This is a genomic window from Thiomicrorhabdus sp. Milos-T2 (assembly GCF_000702325.1).
Classification (GTDB): Bacteria; Pseudomonadota; Gammaproteobacteria; order Thiomicrospirales; family Thiomicrospiraceae; genus Thiomicrorhabdus.
The window spans coordinates 89,317-106,158 of record NZ_KL370891.1 but is presented as its reverse complement, the minus strand read 5'-3'; the positions used below and the strand labels follow the sequence as shown (position 1 = coordinate 106,158).

Genomic DNA, 16,842 nt, shown 5'->3' with positions numbered 1-16,842 from the left:
TGGGACGTCAATGACGCCCAGTCTGTACTAAAATAACGTTCTAAATTACTCACAACTATTAACGACGGTAGACTTTGCTGTCATCCAGCTTAACCATCGTTCCTAATACTTGTAAATAAGCAACCATTGCATCCATCTCTGTATAACCTTCGATAGCTGCATCAGCATTTTCGATTTCTTCGTCAGTATATGGCACACCAAGTGTACGCATTACCGATAAACGTGTTTTCATATCACGATCTGTACCAAAGAAATCTTTAGACACTAGATTTTCTGCCAACCAAGGGTAAGCAGGCATAACTGATTCTGGAACCATATTCTGAGGACGTAGCAAGTGAAGCACGTGCCATTCATCAGAGTACTTACCACCTAGACGAGCTAAATCAGGACCAGTACGCTTAGAACCCCATTGCATAGGGTGATCATACATAGACTCTGTCGCTAGTGAGAAGTGACCATAACGTTCACGTTCATCACGGAAAGGACGAATCATTTGAGAGTGACAAATATAGCAACCTTCACGCATATATAAATCACGACCAGCTAATTCAAGCGGAGTGTAAGGACGAACACCGTCGCCTGCTTTCCAATCTGCTAGAACCCACTTACCATGCTTATCTTGCTTGTAAAGTGATTTGTCAGACACTAACTTACCGTCAGCATCTTTTGTAAAAGTACGTTCCCAAACTAACTCTGGGAACTTTTCATTTTTAGCGTTACCGTATTTATCTGTCTTTTCTGTGTAATCAACAGCAGATTTGAGATAAAACAACGGTACGATTTCAACGATACCAGCAATAGATACTGCTAGCGCTGTTGCCAGAAATAAGGCGAAGATATTACGTTCTAACCCTTCCTGGATATTCTTTGGTGCTTCATTTGACATGAGTTTGTGCTCCTCAACTCATTAATTTTCAATAGTAAGTAACGACTCGATAATTTGAGCCATTACTTAATATGACTTACTAATTAAGCGTGTGCTTCAACTGAATTAGTTGCTTTAGCATTTGCCATACGAATTGTCATCACAACGTTGTATAGCATGATTACCGCTCCACTAAAGAACAATAATCCACCAAATGCACGCATCGCATAGTAAGGGTGCATAGCTGATACAGACTCAGCGAAAGTATAAGCAAGTGTTCCGTACTCATCATAAGCACGCCACATTAGACCTTGCATGATACCTGATACCCACATTGCAACAATGTAGAAAACTGTACCGATAGTTGCTAACCAGAAATGGAAGTTAATTAACTGCATAGAGTACATTTCTGTTTTCCATAGCTTCATTACCATATGATAAATCGCACCGATAGAAACCATAGCAACCCAACCTAACGCACCCGAGTGAACGTGACCAACTGTCCAGTCTGTATAGTGAGAAAGCGCATTTACAGTTTTCGCAGCCATTACAGGCCCTTCGAATGTAGACATCGCATAGAAAGCTAATGAAATAATTAAGAAACGTAAAATGTAATCTGTACGTAGTCTATCCCAAGCACCAGAAAGCGTTAACATTCCGTTAAGCGCGCCACCCCATGAAGGAATAATCATCGCTAATGAAATTACTGCACCTAATGAACCTGTCCAGTCTGGAAGTGCTGTATATTGAAGGTGGTGAGCACCTAACCATACATAACCAAACATTAATGCCCAGAAGTGAATTACCGATAAACGGTAAGAGTAAATAGGACGTTGTGATTGCTTAGGTACAAAATAGTACATAATTGCTAGGAAACCAGCCGTCAGGAAGAAACCAACCGCGTTATGACCCCACCACCATTGAATCATGGCATCTTGTACGCCAGAAAACATAGAGTAAGAACGGAACATAGATACAGGAATTGCTAAACCGTTTACCACATATAAATATGTGATTGCAATCATCATACCTAAGAAGAACCAGTTAGAAACATACACACTCGGGTGAGTATCTTTATTACGTGAAGCAATTGTCATTACAAAGTTGAACGTATACATTGTCCAAACTACTGCAATAGCAATAGCCAAAGGCCATTCTTGCTCATGGTATTCTTTAGCAGTTGTCATACCTAGAGATAATGAAACAACTGTTCCTAAAAGACCAATTGTGAACAAAATTGCAGTCCACCAAGCCAAGCCATTGCTCCAAAGTTTTACACCATTCGTTCTTTGAACCGTATAAAACGCTGTTGCCATTAACGTCATACCACCAAATGCAAAGATTACGGTATTCGTATGAATAACACGTAAACGAGCAAAAGTGATTTCCGCAATATCAAAGTTTAACGCAGGCCACGCAAGTTCTGATGCTGCATAAGTACCCATTAAAGTACCTAGCACCAAGAAAACTACCGCACCTACTGTTAAATACTTAACCACGCCATTGTCATATTGTGGTTTTACTGTAGTATCCATCAGTCGGATTCCCCTTTATAGTCTTAATATTTTGTCTCTATCTTTCATCTTAAAGTGTTTAATTTCTTAAACATACTAAAACGGACCATTTAAGATAGAGACTTCTCAACAGGCATTATACCTACTTAGCCTTCCCTATCTCAGCCAAAACCCTTATAAAACTTAACTCACATCAAGAAAACTAATAGAATTAGATTTCATCAAAGGCTTCAAAGAACACGACATTCTTAAAAAAATCCCTGGAATTATCCCAAAAAAACCATACTTATGCATACCAAATTTTTTTTATGACCAACATCAATAAAACTGTTAGCCCCTAATTTCAATAAGGATAACTCTATATAAGTGAATTCTTATATTGATAATCACCACATCTAGTATTTTTACTTTCAAAGCAACCCTAACCATATCCAATAAGTTAATTTTCAGTTATGATATTGGCATCTTAATCATAGGAATTATGTTATGCGCACGGCAACGGTAAAACGCGATACGCTAGAAACTCAAATTGAAATCTCTGTTAACCTTGATGGTGAAGGTGGCGCCAAATTAGAAACGGGCGTACCTTTTTTTGAACATATGTTGGATCAAATTGCACGTCACGGCATGATTGACCTTGAGATAAAAGCTAATGGCGACAATCATATTGATGACCACCATACGGTTGAAGATGTAGGCATTACATTAGGCCAAGCAATTAGTAAAGCGGTGGGCGACAAAAAAGGCATTACCCGTTATGGTCACGCCTATGTACCGTTAGATGAAGCGCTTTCTCGTGTAGTCATTGATCTTTCTGGTCGACCAGGCCTGGTATTTAATGCTGATTTTACCCGTGAGCAAATTGGTAACTTTGAAACCGAATTGGTGTTTGAATTTTTCCAAGGTTTTGTTAACCACGCGAATGCAACCGTGCACATTGACTGCCTTCGAGGCCACAACTCGCATCACCAAGCCGAAACAATCTTTAAAGCCTTTGGCCGTGCTCTAAGAATGGCTCTTACCGCAGACGTGCGTATGGAAGGTAAAATGCCTTCTACTAAAGGAAGTTTGTAAATGGACCAGAAGCTAGTTGCTGTAATTGACTATGGCATGGGAAATTTACGTTCCGTATCAAAAGCGGCGGAACACATGGCTCCTGATAATACACGTATATTAGTCACACACAACCCGGATGAAATTGCGGATGCCGATGCGGTTATTTTTCCAGGTCAAGGTGCGGCTAAAGCCTGCATGGGCGCTTTGCAAGAAACAGGAATGATTCATCCTGTAATTCAAGCCGCCCAAGAAAAGCCTTTTTTAGGAATCTGCATGGGACTTCAAGTATTAATGTCTCATAGCGATGAAAACCAAGGCATTAAATGTCTTGATGTCATCCCTGGCAACGTAAAACATTTTGAGTTTGAAGAAAATTCCGCACTAAAAACCCCACACATGGGCTGGAATCAAATTCATCAAACTCAAGAACACCCGCTATGGCACAACATCTCACAAGACAGCCGTTTCTACTTTGTTCATAGCTACTATGTACAACCTGAAAATTCAGGCATCATTACCGGCCAAACTACTCATGGAACCACATTCCCTTCAGTATTAAGCCACAACAATTTATTTGCAATTCAAGCCCACCCTGAAAAAAGTGCAGACAATGGTTTGCAGCTATTCAAAAACTTTTTACAGTGGAACGGACAATAGTTTAAAGGTTCAATCATGTTATTAATTCCAGCTATCGATTTAAAAGATGGTGAATGCGTCCGCCTTCGTCAAGGCATTATGGAAGACGCAACCGTATTTTCAGGTGATATTGTTGCCATGGCAGAAAGATGGGTTAGCCAAGATGCACGTCGACTTCATATGGTAGACTTAAATGGTGCATTTGACGGCAAGCCAGTCAATGGAGAAGCCGTTCATCAGGTACGCCAAGCATTTCCAGACCTACCGATTCAAATTGGTGGAGGAATTCGCGATCTACAAACCATAGAAGCCTACCTAAACTCTGGCGTAAGCTACTGCATTATTGGTACCAAAGCGGTTCACAATCCAGAATTTGTTGCTGAAGCTTGTAAAGCTTTTCCTGGTCACATAATGGTTGGTTTAGATGCCAAAGACGGTATGGTAGCCATTAACGGCTGGGCAGAAGTCACCGACCACGAAGTCACCCAACTTGGTAAACAATTTGAAGATGATGGTGTAGAAGCGATTATTTACACTGACATTGGTCGTGACGGCATGATGCAAGGCGTTAATATTGAAGCCACACAATCCCTTGCTAAAGCGCTAAGCATTCCTATTATTGCCTCAGGGGGTATTACCAATTTAGATGACATTAAAAAGCTTGCCGAAATTGAAGCCGATGGTGTTACCGGCGCGATTACCGGTCGAGCAATCTATGAAGGGACTTTGGACTTTAAAGAAGGCCAAGCACTTTCCGATCAACTAGCCCCAAAATAAACTACCAGGCCTGGTAACTTAGGATTTTTTATGAGTTTAGCTAAACGTATTATTCCCTGTTTAGACGTTGATGACGGTCGTGTTGTTAAGGGGGTACAGTTTGTAGATATTCGCGATGCTGGCGACCCCGTTGAAGTCGCCAAGCGTTATGACCAACAAGGCGCGGATGAAATCACTTTTTTAGACATTACCGCTACTGCGCATGACCGCAATACCACCGTACACATGGTTGAACAAGTCGCTAGCCAAGTCTTTATTCCTCTCACTGTTGGCGGTGGCATACGCAGTGTAGAAGATATTCGCACCATGCTTAATGCAGGAGCTGACAAGGTCGCTATTAATTCAGCCGCCATCTTCAACCCCGCATTTGTAAAAGAGGCCTGTGATGCGTTTGGCTCACAATGCATTGTAGTCGCCATTGATGCCAAGAAAGTCAGCCAACCAGATGAAGATAACAAATGGGAAATATTTACCCACGGCGGCCGAAAAGAAACCGGTATTGATGCCGTTGATTGGTCAAGAAGAATGGCCTGCCTAGGCGCTGGAGAATTACTGGTTACCAGTATGGATAGAGACGGCACAAAAATTGGCTTTGACCTAGAACTAACAAGAGCCATCTCAGATACCGTTTCTATTCCCGTTATTGCCTCAGGCGGCGTTGGTGAGCTATCACATTTGGCAAAAGGCATTACCGAAGGACATGCCGAAGCGGTATTAGCTGCCAGTATTTTTCACTTTGGTGAGCATACGGTTGAAGAAGCCAAGCTTGCCATGCAAAAAGAAGGGATTGAGGTACGACTATGAGTGACATTCTAAAACAGATTGACGAAGTATTAGAAGCTCGTAAATCTGACTCTCCAGAAAGTTCTTATGTAGCCAGCCTATATGACAAAGGAATTGAAAAAATTCTAAAAAAAGTGGCTGAAGAATCCGCTGAAACCGTCATGGCAGCTAAAGACATAGAAAATAGCAACGGCGCTAAAAAAGACCAAGAACACCTCGTTTATGAAATCGCCGACTTGTGGTTTCACACTATGGTACTATTAGCTTCGCAAAATCTGTCGAGCAACGATGTTACAGCAGAATTACAACGACGTTTTGGCCTATCAGGACATGACGAGAAAGCCAGTCGTAGTGAATAAATTCCACTCAAGTCAGAACCAATAAAGGATTAGACCCGTGAGTACCGAAAATAAAACCCTATTTAGTAAAATCATCGACCGTGAAATTCCAGCAGATATTGTTTATGAAGATGATAAATGTATCGTTATTAACGATATCAATCCAAAGGCGAACGTTCACCTTTTAGTCATTCCTAAAAAACCAATTCCGACCCTATTTGATCTTACCCCCGAAGATAAAGACTGCATGGGTCACATGATGTTATTACTTCCTCAGCTAGCGCAGTCACAAGGCCTAGAAGGTTTTAAAACTCAAATTAATACTGGTGAGTCTGGTGGACAAGAAGTCTTCCATATTCACATTCACTTAATGGGCAATAAATAAACATTTATTCTCATAAAACGAGTCTAAGCGTTTATCCCAACTAAAACACGTAGACTCAAACCTTAAGAGACCTTTGTACAAGTTTGCACAAGAATATGCAAAGGTCTCTTTAATTAAATACCGTTAATTGAATATTATTTAGTGCCAACAAATCACTGAATTTGGTATGATTGGCGGTCATTAAAAAAATTCAAACTGGTAGACGAATAGATTAAGTTTTATTCGTCCATGAAATAAGCCACAGATTAGATTAAAAATGGAGCAAAACCATGGGCATTAGCATTTGGCAATTACTTATCATCCTTGCAATCGTATTAGTATTATTTGGCGCAAAACGTCTACGTAATATCGGTACTGATTTAGGTGGTGCAATTAAAGGTTTTAAATCAGCCGTCAAAGAAGAAGAATCAAAAACAGCTGAAGAAGAAGACAAAAAGCTTGCACAAAAAGAAGGTGAAAACGTCTTTGACGTAGAAGCTGAACAAAAGAAAACTGAAGAGAATAAAGACAAAGCTTAATGGTTTGTCTTTAACTGAGTACCTTATAAATGTTTGATATTGGTTTTTTAGAACTTATGGTCATACTGGTAATTGCATTACTAGTCATTGGCCCTGAACGCATGCCAGAAGTTGCCCGAAAAATAGGGTCTTTTATGGGTAAAACGCGTCGGTTTATAAATTCTGTTAAACAAGAGGGTCAAGTTCAAGAGACATTGAATGAAATCAAGCAATCTATGGACTTTGAAGAAGAAAAGCAAAAAATGAACACCATTGGTAACGAGTTAGAGCAAGGCCTTAACTTTGATAGTGTTGAGATGAATGATTTGCAACGCCCTACTTTTGGTGGGGATGCACCTGCAGATTCCGCTAATCAATTCAACAAAGCGCCCTCTCAGCCTGTTGCTCCAGAGCAAATTGCCAAACCAAATCAAACAGCACAACCGGTTAGCTCAGATGCGGATGCAAGTTCGGCTCAACTATCCGAACAGCCTTCAAACTCTCTTCAATCAACAGATTCTGTTCAAGCCGAGGTTTCTCAGCCAATTGAAACAGCCTCTGAAAAAGAAAATCTAAAAAGTTAACTGCCCTTATGAGCAACGCTGCGCTGCCACCTAACGATCAAGAAATGACTCTAGTTCAGCATTTACTAGATCTAAAAACCAGTCTTACTCGTAGCATTTTGGCTATTATTGTCTTTTTTCTGATTCTTTTTCCTTTTGCTAACGAAATTTATACCTATATATCAGAACCGTTAACACGCTACTTGCCTGAAGGCACGAGCATGATTGCAACGGCGGTAGCCTCGCCCTTCTTAACACCCTTTAAATTAAGTTTTGTTTTATCGATTTATTTAGCAATGCCTTATTTGCTTTACCAACTATGGCGTTTTATTGCTCCTGCCCTATATCAACATGAACGACAGCTAGTCGCTCCGCTACTGTTCTTTAGTTCGTTTCTGTTCTATGCGGGTGGCCTGTTTGCTTATTATGTTGTGTTTCCACTGGTGTTTGGATTTTTGTCGCAAACCGCTCCAGAAGGGGTAACCATTGCCACGGATATCTCACTGTATTTAGACTTTGTTATCAAAATGTTCTTTGCTTTTGGTATGGCGTTTGAAGTCCCTATTGTTACCATCTTATTAATTGTAAGTGGTATGACACAACCTGAGAAGCTAAGCCATGCTCGCCCTTACATTGTTGTGGGTGCATTTGTCATTGGAATGCTACTCACGCCTCCAGATATTATTTCTCAAACCTTATTAGCGGTGCCTATGTGGCTATTGTTTGAGCTCGGTTTATTGATAGGTACTATCGTTAAAAAAAGACGAAGCAAGAATAAAACCCTAAATGAAGACGCTGATGAAGACGCTGATGAAGCATTCGATGCTAACGACGAAACCGCTAAAACCCCAGTGACACCTTCAGCCCCCAAACAATCTAATAGTGCTGCAACGGATTCAGAAGCAGAATTTGATTTTGATGACCGCTATGCAGATCAAGTTGAGGACGATTTAGACTGGGATGCAGAATTTGACAATATTGATTCAGAAATGCATAAACTAGAACAAGATTACGAAGCACGTCAAAAAGCTGAAAAAGATGCTAAAAACAATACCGAGTCTTCAGATAAGTCAGATGATGAGTCAAATCAGCCATCTGAAAAAAATAGTACTGACGAAGTTTCTGAGCAAACCTCAAACGACAGTACAGCAGACAGTAACGTCGCTAATAAAGATAAACCTGATAGCAAAAATTAATCTTTTATTGCACGTTTTAAAGCTACCAGGCCTGGTAGCTTTATTCACATTGACGCCAATCTTGAGCGCATCTGCTCAAATATCCCAATCACCTCTAAACCCTAACGTTTCTGAAACTAGCCAAAATCTTGTTCAGACAAGTGCCAATCAAAACCAACTTAACAATCATCCCAGCCCTTATTTAGCGATGCATGGTCAAGACCCCGTTAACTGGAAACTTTGGGGGAAGTCGATACTTAAGCAAGCTCAACAAGAGAACAAATTAGTTTTTATCTCTAGCGGTTATTTTGCTTGTCATTGGTGTCATGTCATGCAAAAAGAGAATTACCATAATCTAGCAACCGCTAACTATTTAAATCAGCATTTTATCTCTGTCAAAATCGACCGCGAACTTAATCCAGAACTGGATAAAACCTTAATTGAATTTGCTCAAAAAACCACAGGGCAAGCAGGATGGCCTCAACATGTTATTCTGACACCACAGGGTTACCCTTTTGTTGCATTTATCTACCTGCCTAATCCTTCATTTAATAAAACGCTAAAACGCATTGTTGAATTGTGGCAAAAACAACCTAATCAAATTACCCAACTTGCCAAACTCGCAAGTCAAAATCAGTCGTCAAAAACACCAACTGAACAGCCGTTAATGATTACTCAAAAGAGTTTACAACAACGTCTTTTCAAACAACTTAACCAGCTAAAAGATGATTTTTCTGGCGGTTTAAAAGGCACCAGTAAATTTCCAGAAGCACCGCTTTTGAATGCTTTATTAAAGATACATTCCCTGCCTAGCGATATTGAAGAATGGTTAATTACCACGCTTGACCATATGCAAACTGAGCACCTGTTTGACCATATTCATGGAGGATTCTACCGCTACACCGTTGACCCTAATTGGCAAACCCCCCATTTTGAAAAGATGGCTTATGACAATGCCTTATTGGTCAATACCTACCTTATGGCCGGGAAACGCTTTAACCGAGAGGATTATTTAAAAACAGCGCAGAAAACCTTAAGTTACCTACAAACTCATCTTTATTCTAAAAAAACTCAACTCTTTCAAAGCAGCCAATCTGCCATTAATAAACTTGCTCAAGAAGGAGGCGATTATCTTTGGAGTAAAACGCAACTTAAACAAACCCTTTCAAAAAAAGAGTATCAATTTATTTACCAGGCCTGGTCACTTAATGAAACGCCCCCTTACGAATTGGGCTGGCATCCAATGCCCATTCAATCAAAAGCCGATTGGGAAAACATTAAAATCAAGCTACAAACACCTAAACAACAAATACCGGTAGACAGTAAAAGCATCTTAGGCTGGAACGGATTGCTATTGAGTAGTTTTAGCCAGGCCTGGCAAGTTTTAAACAAACCTGAATACCAAACGTATGCAACCCGTTTAGCAACTAAACTTAGCACACTCATCTTACAATCATCGCCCCCTCGTGCCCTCGCCAAAAATGGAGAACCTATTGGTGAAGCTAATTTACAGGATTACGCTTTTATTTTAAAAGGCCTAGAAGACTATCAGCTTTTTACTCAGGACCATCGTTTTAATCAGGCCGTGACCAAACTTAAAAACCTTATTCCACAAAAGTTTTACACCAACAACAGTTGGCAATATGGCGCCACTAAAATACTTCCTCAACAAAAAGGGGAATCTATTATGGTTGATGGCCCAATTCCAAGCCCTGCGGCTTTGGTAAGTTGTTTGAAACCAAAGAGCATCACTCCTCAGCAAGATAAGCTCTTAGCTCAAGCGATTAACTATCCCAGTTATCTAGAAACACTCAACTGTATTCACAACACAGTAAATCCCGTAAAATAGCACGCAACAACAAACATCATAGAAAAAAAGAAAATTATGGGTATTTTGATAGTACTGTTTATTATTTTATTTATTCTTACCACGCTACCTAGCTTGTGGACTAAAGCCATATTAAATAAATACCGTACCCCACACCCAGATATACCCGGTACGGGCTTGCAGTTTGCAGAACACTTAATAAATAAGTATGAGCTCAATGGGGTACGTGTGGAAGAGACGGATCAGGGAGATCACTACGACCCTATTGAAAAGGTCGTGCGAATTTCAACGGCTAACGCTCACAGTCATTCTTTAACCGCAATAACCACCGTGGCTCACGAAATTGGGCACGCTTTACAAGATAAAGAAGATTACCCCGAATTAAAACAACGTACTGCTTTGATAGAACGTGCAGCGATGATGCAAAAGTTTTCAGGAATGGCGCTAATGGTCACACCGTTGTTAATTCCATTAGCTCATACCCCCATGGTTGCTCTATTCACATTTGGAGCAGGCTTTATTGCCATGGGCGTACCGGTAATCATTCATTTAAGTACCCTACCCGTAGAATTTGATGCCAGTTTTAAACGTGCTTTGCCCCTGCTAGAACAAGGCGAATACCTAAGCAAAAAAGACCATAAAACTGCCAAACGTATATTATTTGCTTGCGCAATGACCTACGTTTCGGCCTCATTATCGAGTTTATTTAATTTATGGAAATGGCTAAAAGCATTAAAACGCTAAAAGAGACTATTTCGTTTTAGCCACTGCCCAGGCCTGTATAGTTTCAACAGATGTTTGTCTTTTAATTTTTTGGGCTAATGACTGCATCGTCGCCCCCGTTGTAATCACATCATCCAGTAACGCAATAGATTCAAGCCCCTGCAGTTTTTCACAATCAATATCAAATGCATTTTTTAGATTAGCGCGGCGTTGTTTAGCGTTAAGGTGCGTTTGTGAAGGCGTATTTTTAACTCTTTTTACGGCTTGTTTAATCAATGGGATCCCTAGCTCTTTGGCCACGGTTTTGGCCACTAATTCTGCTTGGTTAAATCCCCGTTGTCGATAACGGCTTTGGTGTAAAGGCACCGCAACCATTGCCTGAATATTTTTGGCGTCAAGCCTTTGTGCTAACAGTTCACCCAATATACGAGCATAAGCGGGTTGGCTATTGTATTTAAGCCCATGAATTAAATCCGCCAGTTCTGCATCAAAGTAAAAACCCACTTGAGTTCTATCAAAAGCCGGCGCATCCGCTAAACAACGCCCACACACCTTTGCATCAAAACTCGGTTCACAGCATTGCGGACAAACCGAAGTGGGAATAGGCCATTCACCCACCAATTTAGCGTCAATATCTCGGTCTTCGCAGGGTTGATGCGTCAACACACATTTAGGAGGGAGCAACCATCTTTCTAGCCAATGCATGAACACGCCTTTTTTCAACAAAGTTATAAGATATAATAACCCAATTAAAAAAATCGCAAAACGCTTCTCTCTTTGGCGTTTTGTATGAACAATATTGGAATAGAGCTATGAATATGCAAAACCTTGGACAAATTAGACATGATTGGACCGTTGATGAAATCCGCGAAATTATGGATATGCCTTTTAATGACTTAATGTTCCAGGCCCAGACCGTTCATCGCCAGCACTTTAACCCAAATACCGTGCAGACCAGTACCTTAGTAAACATTAAGTCAGGTGGATGTGCCGAAGACTGTTCTTACTGTTCCCAAAGTGCCCGCAACTATACCGATATTGAAAAAGAACAGATGATGGAAGTTCAAGAAGTTATTGAACAAGCCTTGGTTGCCAAAGAGCGTGGTGCAACCCGTTTATGTATGGGAGCCGCTTGGCGTAATCCAAATAAAAAAGATTTTCCTCGTGTATTAGAGATGGTGCGAGTAGTTAAAGATTTAGGCCTAGAAACCTGTTTAACGTTGGGCATGTTAAATGACGACCAAGTTAAGCAACTTAAAGAAGTCGGACTAGATTACTACAACCATAATTTAGACACTTCAGAAGCTTTTTATCCACAGGTCATTACCACTCGCAATTACCAAGACCGTTTAGACACCATTGATAAAGTTCAGCAAGCCGGTATTAATGTGTGTTCTGGGGGCATTATCGGTATGGGCGAACAACACAAAGATCGTGCAGAGCTACTAAAAACATTTGGTAATATGCGAGTACATCCAAATTCTGTGCCTATTAACTTGTTGGTAGCCATTGAAGGTACGCCTCTCGCTCATATGAAAGACAAAACCGATTCATTTGAGTTCATTCGAGTGATTGCTGCAGCCCGCATTATTATGCCGCAAACCTATGTTCGTCTATCTGCTGGCCGTATGAGCTTAACGGATGAAGCTCAAGCATTGTGTTTCTTTGCGGGGGCAAACTCAATTTTTTACGGCGATAAATTGCTAACCACTGAAAACCCTGAATCTGACCATGATGTGATGTTATTTAAAAAACTGGGTATTCAGATGCAGCAAAATGTTAAAGCTGAAGCCGCGGCTAAAAAAATGGCTGAACAAGTCACCGAATTAACGGCTTAATTATAGTTAGAGTTAGGCACAGGTAAACCGTGAGTTCAGTCATCTAAATCTAAATTACTGAACTCATCAACTTATGAACTCTTATTGCCGATAACTTTGACCTACCCTAATGTCTATTAAAGAACGTTTTCAGCCATTACTAGCACAACGCGAAACCGACCATCTCTATCGTCGGCGACCTTTGGTGTTTTCAGCGCAACAACCCCTTATGCAAATCAATGGCATAGAGTGCATTAATTTTTCTTCTAATGATTATCTTGGTTTGGCTAATCACCCACAAATTAAACAGGCATTAATCCAAGGCTTACAATCCCAAGATTCGTTAAGTTATGGCTCAGGGGCAGCGCATTTAGTTACCGGACACCATCTAAATCACCATTTACTGGAAGATGAATTAGCCGACTGGCTGGGCGTAGAAAGAACCCTCTTATTTTCTACCGGTTATATGGCGAATTTAGCCGTACAGCAAACCTTAATGCAAGCTAGCGACACCATTTTGGCTGACAAATTAAATCATGCCTCACTAATTGATGGGGCTAAACTTTCTGATGCTGAATTTAAACGTTACCCACATTTAGATATGCTCGCCTTAGAAAGACGTCTACAGCAAGCACAAGCCAAAAACAGCCAAGCCATGATTGTTACCGATGGGGTTTTTAGTATGGATGGCGATATGGCACCACTAAATACGCTACAAAAGCTTGCTCAAAAATACCAGGCCTGGTTGTTTGTAGATGATGCTCATGGAATCGGTACTTTAGGAAATTACGGTAAAGGGTGTTTTGAACACTTTGGGCTCGAACCTGATGAAAACACCATTATTGTCGGCACACTAGGCAAAGCCTTTGGCACTTCGGGTGCGTTTGTAGCCGGAAGCCAGGTCATGGTCGAAGCCCTGATACAATTTGGCCGACCTTATATTTACACAACAGCCATGCCGCAACTGAATGCCCTAGCTATTCGCGAAGCATTAAAGCTCGTACAAAATGGCCAAGCTTCACGTGAAACCCTACAACGGAATATACGCCACTTTAAAGAAGGGGCTCTTAACCTTGGCTTGGAACTATGGCCAAGTGACACAGCAATCCAGCCGATATTATTAGGTAAAAGTGAAACCGCCATGAAATGGAGTGAAGCTCTAAAACAAGCGGGGTTTTGGGTAACGGCGATTCGACCACCTACCGTGCCTAAAAACCACGCACGTTTAAGAGTCACCTTAAGTGCGTCTCACACTGCAGAGCAAATAGATCAGCTATTACAAGCATTATCTATAGTTAAAAATAGTTAAAAGTAGTGGGTATATGTATTTTATGATTAACTCTCATTAACTAATTATTTAAAATCATTGAAACTAAAATAGGATATTAAATCGCCTTTTTGAATAGTAGTATTTTCAGGAATCACAGCAAATCCATCAGAATTAACAATAGAAGAAATAATACCTGCGCCCTGGTTTCTATAAGGAATTGCGAACATACAATTGTCTTGGCGTTCAATCTTAACTCGGATAAACTCTCTTCTTGAATTCATACGAGTCCAGTCAAATCCTGCCGTAATGCATTTTGAGGTGGTATTCAGAGAGCGACATCCTTGCATTTTTAATAAGAAAGGACGAGCAAATAGATAATACGTGGAAAAAGAAGCAACGGGATTTCCTGGTAGACCAATAAAAGGTGTACCTAATACCTCTCCAAAAGCCAGAGGTTTGCCAGGCTTCATATTGACTTTCCACATTTTCAAAAAACCTAAGGACTCTACAGCTGGTTTAATAAAATCCTTCTCCCCGACTGACACTCCTCCTGTCGTAATAATAATATCAGCCATTTCAGAGGCTGCTTTCAAAATAGTTTGAATGGCTTCTAATGAATCATTAATCTTGCCCAAATCAATTACCTCAAATCCATATTGTTGTAACAGGGCTTTGAGCATATAACGATTGGTATTATAGATTTTGCCAGGCGAAGGCATTTCATAGGGTTCTAATAACTCATCCCCAGTGGTAAATATAGCCACTCTGAGAGGTTTAAATACCTCAATATGGCTGACACCAATGGCCGATAAAATACCAATATCTTGGGGCTGTATGCGTTTTCCTTTTTCTAAAACTACATTATTAACAGCAATGTCTTCACCAACCTGACGAACGTTACTGCCACCTTTTTCCGGTTTAGTTGTAAATTTCACCTGCTCACTAGCATCAAATTCCTTTTCTGCCATCTCTTGCATAATAACCGTATCTGCACCCTCTGGCATCGCCGCACCCGTAAAAATCCGTGCAACCGTGCCAGGCTCTAATGAGTTGCCGATATCCCCTGCCGCTATTACTTGGGAAATTGAATAAAACTTGCCTAACTGTATCTCAGAGAAATTGACTGCATAGCCATCCATCATACTGTTGTCTATGGCTGGGACATTAATCTTAGAGCAGATATCTTCGGCTAAGACTCCATTTAATGCCTTGTCTAACGATCGTACTTCTACCAATTTAGTTTCACAGGCTTGTTCTAATAAAAAATCTTGAGCATCTTCAAATGATTTCATTTTTTCCTCTTTTAGAATGCTGATCTTGACTCAAAAAAATGGTTGTAGGTTCTATTTTTAAAAAACCTACAACCTATTTTATAAATAGAGACCTTTGCACCCAAGGGCATAAACTCGAGAGTATGCCCTTGGGTGCAAAGGTCTCAAATAGACTTAATTGTTTTTGAATTCAAAACTTACTCAAATTAAAAAACTTTTGCATCAAATTTATAAACAACACCAACCGATAGAGCTGAGGGATCTTTACCTGCAGCAATGGTAGAGCCAAAAGAGTCACCATGACCCCATGAATTAGCTTGTACTTGTGCTGCTGCATCATTTGATGTTGAAGCATAAGCGACATAAGCTGTAGTGTTTTTACTAATTCCATAATCCAGACCAATCGCATAACCGGTTGCATCGGTATTAACACCATCATTATTTAGAGCCATATACTGTGCTTTTACAGTCATCTTATCATTTGCCGCAAAAGAAGTTCCTGCAGTCCAGCTAGTTTGATCAGCAGTAGTACCATTTAGATTACTTACCGATTGATAACCCGCAACTAAATTCACCTTATCAAAAGCATAACTGGCTGTAATAGCGGTTGCCGTAGAATCTTTTAGACCAGCCGGCGTAGTATAATTTCCCTTACCAATTCCAGCATAACCTAAACCAACTTTAAGATCAGCAACTTTAAAATTTACCTTAGCAACAGAAGCCGCGCTGTTCTTTGTACCTTCTTCACCTTTATAAGCCAGAATAAAGTCTACAGATCCAAAATCCGGAGAAGCGTAAGCAATCACACCATCTGCACGACCAGGAATACCACTTTGCATACCCCAAAAGTTACCTAAATCACCAACTTGGTCGCCAAATAAATTCGCATCATATAACCATTGGTTTTCAACACCTAGGCGTCCTCCCATGATTGTCCCGAAAGCACCTGACAAACCTACGAATGAATCTCTGGCATTAGTGAAAAGTTGTCCGTCTCTTTTTCCTCCACCATTGCCATCAGCGCCACTCCGACCTGAAACATCGACCCCTGTTTCAAATTGATAAATCGCCTTAATACCATCCGCAACCTCATTTGAGCCTTTAAAACCTAAACGGGAAGAGTTACTTGCTAAACCAGTGGTCGAATTCGTACCATCGTCAACGCTATCATAAGATATATGCCCAACGCCATATACAGTGGTATCGGCCATTACCATACCCGAAGCTAACATTATCCCTAACGAGATAGAACCAAGCTTAAATTGTTTGTTCATAAGATTCACTCCATACATTTTTCAATCATTATTAAAAACGCCTGAAAGCCAGGCTACGGATTAAATAGCA

The 16,842-nt window shown here is 40.5% G+C and carries 18 protein-coding genes; 13 read left to right on the top strand and 5 right to left on the bottom strand.

Annotation, left to right across the window (positions count from 1 at the left end; genetic code table 11):
* Positions 1–58 precede the first annotated feature (58 nt).
* Together ccoO and ccoN are read right to left on the bottom strand one after the other, a co-directional pair.
* Positions 59–886 carry a cytochrome-c oxidase, cbb3-type subunit II gene (gene ccoO, locus BS34_RS0100455; protein ID WP_029406594.1) on the bottom strand — a complete coding sequence of 276 codons (828 nt, stop codon included), beginning with the start codon at positions 884–886 and terminating at the stop codon, positions 59–61.
* Between the two features lie 83 nt (positions 887–969).
* Positions 970–2,400, bottom strand: coding sequence for a cytochrome-c oxidase, cbb3-type subunit I (gene ccoN, locus BS34_RS0100450; RefSeq protein ID WP_029406593.1), 1,431 nt, complete (start codon positions 2,398–2,400; stop codon positions 970–972).
* A 465-nt stretch (positions 2,401–2,865) separates the two neighbouring features.
* On the opposite strand from ccoN, the gene hisB reads away from it, so the two are divergent.
* From hisB to BS34_RS0100395, 11 genes are all read left to right on the top strand, one after another.
* Positions 2,866–3,453 (top strand): imidazoleglycerol-phosphate dehydratase HisB, encoded by a 588-nt coding sequence (gene hisB / locus BS34_RS0100445; RefSeq protein ID WP_029406592.1) that lies wholly within the window; start codon positions 2,866–2,868, stop codon positions 3,451–3,453.
* On the top strand, positions 3,454–4,092 hold the full coding sequence (gene hisH, locus BS34_RS0100440) for an imidazole glycerol phosphate synthase subunit HisH (RefSeq protein WP_029406591.1): 639 nt from the start codon (positions 3,454–3,456) through the stop codon (positions 4,090–4,092).
* A 15-nt stretch (positions 4,093–4,107) separates the two neighbouring features.
* Complete coding sequence (hisA, locus tag BS34_RS0100435) at positions 4,108–4,848, top strand: 1-(5-phosphoribosyl)-5-[(5-phosphoribosylamino)methylideneamino]imidazole-4-carboxamide isomerase (RefSeq protein ID WP_029406590.1); 741 nt, start codon at positions 4,108–4,110, stop codon at positions 4,846–4,848.
* Between the two features lie 30 nt (positions 4,849–4,878).
* Positions 4,879–5,652: an imidazole glycerol phosphate synthase subunit HisF gene (hisF, locus tag BS34_RS0100430; protein ID WP_029406589.1), complete on the top strand. Its 774-nt coding sequence runs from the start codon at positions 4,879–4,881 to the stop codon at positions 5,650–5,652.
* Positions 5,649–5,990 (top strand): phosphoribosyl-ATP diphosphatase, encoded by a 342-nt coding sequence (locus BS34_RS0100425; protein WP_029406588.1) that lies wholly within the window; start codon positions 5,649–5,651, stop codon positions 5,988–5,990. The genes hisF and BS34_RS0100425 overlap by 4 nt, the downstream gene beginning before the upstream one ends.
* Before the next feature lie 37 nt (positions 5,991–6,027).
* Positions 6,028–6,354 (top strand): histidine triad nucleotide-binding protein, encoded by a 327-nt coding sequence (locus BS34_RS0100420; RefSeq protein WP_029406587.1) that lies wholly within the window; start codon positions 6,028–6,030, stop codon positions 6,352–6,354.
* Positions 6,355–6,623: 269 nt separating this feature from the next.
* The gene (tatA, locus tag BS34_RS0100415; RefSeq protein WP_029406586.1) at positions 6,624–6,872 is read left to right on the top strand and encodes a Sec-independent protein translocase subunit TatA; all 249 of its coding nucleotides are present in this window, start codon (positions 6,624–6,626) and stop codon (positions 6,870–6,872) included.
* Positions 6,873–6,901: 29 nt separating this feature from the next.
* On the top strand, positions 6,902–7,435 hold the full coding sequence (gene tatB, locus BS34_RS0100410) for a Sec-independent protein translocase protein TatB (RefSeq protein ID WP_029406585.1): 534 nt from the start codon (positions 6,902–6,904) through the stop codon (positions 7,433–7,435).
* Positions 7,436–7,443: 8 nt separating this feature from the next.
* Positions 7,444–8,610 carry a twin-arginine translocase subunit TatC gene (gene tatC / locus BS34_RS0100405; RefSeq protein ID WP_029406584.1) on the top strand — a complete coding sequence of 389 codons (1,167 nt, stop codon included), beginning with the start codon at positions 7,444–7,446 and terminating at the stop codon, positions 8,608–8,610.
* Between the two features lie 7 nt (positions 8,611–8,617).
* Positions 8,618–10,438 carry a thioredoxin domain-containing protein gene (locus BS34_RS0100400; protein WP_051640597.1) on the top strand — a complete coding sequence of 607 codons (1,821 nt, stop codon included), beginning with the start codon at positions 8,618–8,620 and terminating at the stop codon, positions 10,436–10,438.
* A 36-nt stretch (positions 10,439–10,474) separates the two neighbouring features.
* Positions 10,475–11,161, top strand: a complete 687-nt coding sequence (locus BS34_RS0100395; RefSeq protein WP_029406582.1) for a zinc metallopeptidase — start codon at positions 10,475–10,477, stop codon at positions 11,159–11,161.
* A 6-nt stretch (positions 11,162–11,167) separates the two neighbouring features.
* Here BS34_RS0100395 and BS34_RS0100390 read toward each other — a convergent pair whose 3' ends face one another.
* Complete coding sequence (locus BS34_RS0100390) at positions 11,168–11,845, bottom strand: ComF family protein (RefSeq protein ID WP_029406581.1); 678 nt, start codon at positions 11,843–11,845, stop codon at positions 11,168–11,170.
* 113 nt (positions 11,846–11,958) lie between these two features.
* Between BS34_RS0100390 and bioB the strand changes: the two genes are divergently transcribed.
* Positions 11,959–12,978, top strand: coding sequence for a biotin synthase BioB (gene bioB / locus BS34_RS0100385; RefSeq protein ID WP_029406580.1), 1,020 nt, complete (start codon positions 11,959–11,961; stop codon positions 12,976–12,978).
* A 109-nt stretch (positions 12,979–13,087) separates the two neighbouring features.
* Positions 13,088–14,266, top strand: a complete 1,179-nt coding sequence (bioF, locus tag BS34_RS0100380) for an 8-amino-7-oxononanoate synthase (protein WP_029406579.1) — start codon at positions 13,088–13,090, stop codon at positions 14,264–14,266.
* 44 nt (positions 14,267–14,310) lie between these two features.
* Here bioF and glp read toward each other — a convergent pair whose 3' ends face one another.
* Both glp and BS34_RS0100370 read right to left on the bottom strand, forming a co-directional pair.
* Positions 14,311–15,519 (bottom strand): molybdopterin molybdotransferase MoeA, encoded by a 1,209-nt coding sequence (gene glp / locus BS34_RS0100375; RefSeq protein WP_029406578.1) that lies wholly within the window; start codon positions 15,517–15,519, stop codon positions 14,311–14,313.
* A gap of 185 nt (positions 15,520–15,704) precedes the next feature.
* Positions 15,705–16,772 (bottom strand): porin, encoded by a 1,068-nt coding sequence (locus BS34_RS0100370; protein WP_029406577.1) that lies wholly within the window; start codon positions 16,770–16,772, stop codon positions 15,705–15,707.
* Positions 16,773–16,842: the final 70 nt, after the last annotated feature.

Excerpts from the sequence above, each read along its gene's own strand:
- ccoO (WP_029406594.1), bottom strand. The coding sequence starts at position 886 with ATGTCAAATGAAGCACCAAAGAATATCCAGGAAGGGTTAGAACGTAAT.
- ccoN (WP_029406593.1), bottom strand. The coding sequence starts at position 2,400 with ATGGATACTACAGTAAAACCACAATATGACAATGGCGTGGTTAAGTAT.
- hisB (WP_029406592.1), top strand. The coding sequence starts at position 2,866 with ATGCGCACGGCAACGGTAAAACGCGATACGCTAGAAACTCAAATTGAA.
- hisH (WP_029406591.1), top strand. The coding sequence starts at position 3,454 with ATGGACCAGAAGCTAGTTGCTGTAATTGACTATGGCATGGGAAATTTA.
- hisA (WP_029406590.1), top strand. The coding sequence starts at position 4,108 with ATGTTATTAATTCCAGCTATCGATTTAAAAGATGGTGAATGCGTCCGC.
- hisF (WP_029406589.1), top strand. The coding sequence starts at position 4,879 with ATGAGTTTAGCTAAACGTATTATTCCCTGTTTAGACGTTGATGACGGT.
- BS34_RS0100425 (WP_029406588.1), top strand. The coding sequence starts at position 5,649 with ATGAGTGACATTCTAAAACAGATTGACGAAGTATTAGAAGCTCGTAAA.
- tatA (WP_029406586.1), top strand. The coding sequence starts at position 6,624 with ATGGGCATTAGCATTTGGCAATTACTTATCATCCTTGCAATCGTATTA.
- tatB (WP_029406585.1), top strand. The coding sequence starts at position 6,902 with ATGTTTGATATTGGTTTTTTAGAACTTATGGTCATACTGGTAATTGCA.
- tatC (WP_029406584.1), top strand. The coding sequence starts at position 7,444 with ATGAGCAACGCTGCGCTGCCACCTAACGATCAAGAAATGACTCTAGTT.
- BS34_RS0100395 (WP_029406582.1), top strand. The coding sequence starts at position 10,475 with ATGGGTATTTTGATAGTACTGTTTATTATTTTATTTATTCTTACCACG.
- BS34_RS0100390 (WP_029406581.1), bottom strand. The coding sequence starts at position 11,845 with ATGCATTGGCTAGAAAGATGGTTGCTCCCTCCTAAATGTGTGTTGACG.
- bioB (WP_029406580.1), top strand. The coding sequence starts at position 11,959 with ATGCAAAACCTTGGACAAATTAGACATGATTGGACCGTTGATGAAATC.
- bioF (WP_029406579.1), top strand. The coding sequence starts at position 13,088 with ATGTCTATTAAAGAACGTTTTCAGCCATTACTAGCACAACGCGAAACC.
- glp (WP_029406578.1), bottom strand. The coding sequence starts at position 15,519 with ATGAAATCATTTGAAGATGCTCAAGATTTTTTATTAGAACAAGCCTGT.
- BS34_RS0100370 (WP_029406577.1), bottom strand. The coding sequence starts at position 16,772 with ATGAACAAACAATTTAAGCTTGGTTCTATCTCGTTAGGGATAATGTTA.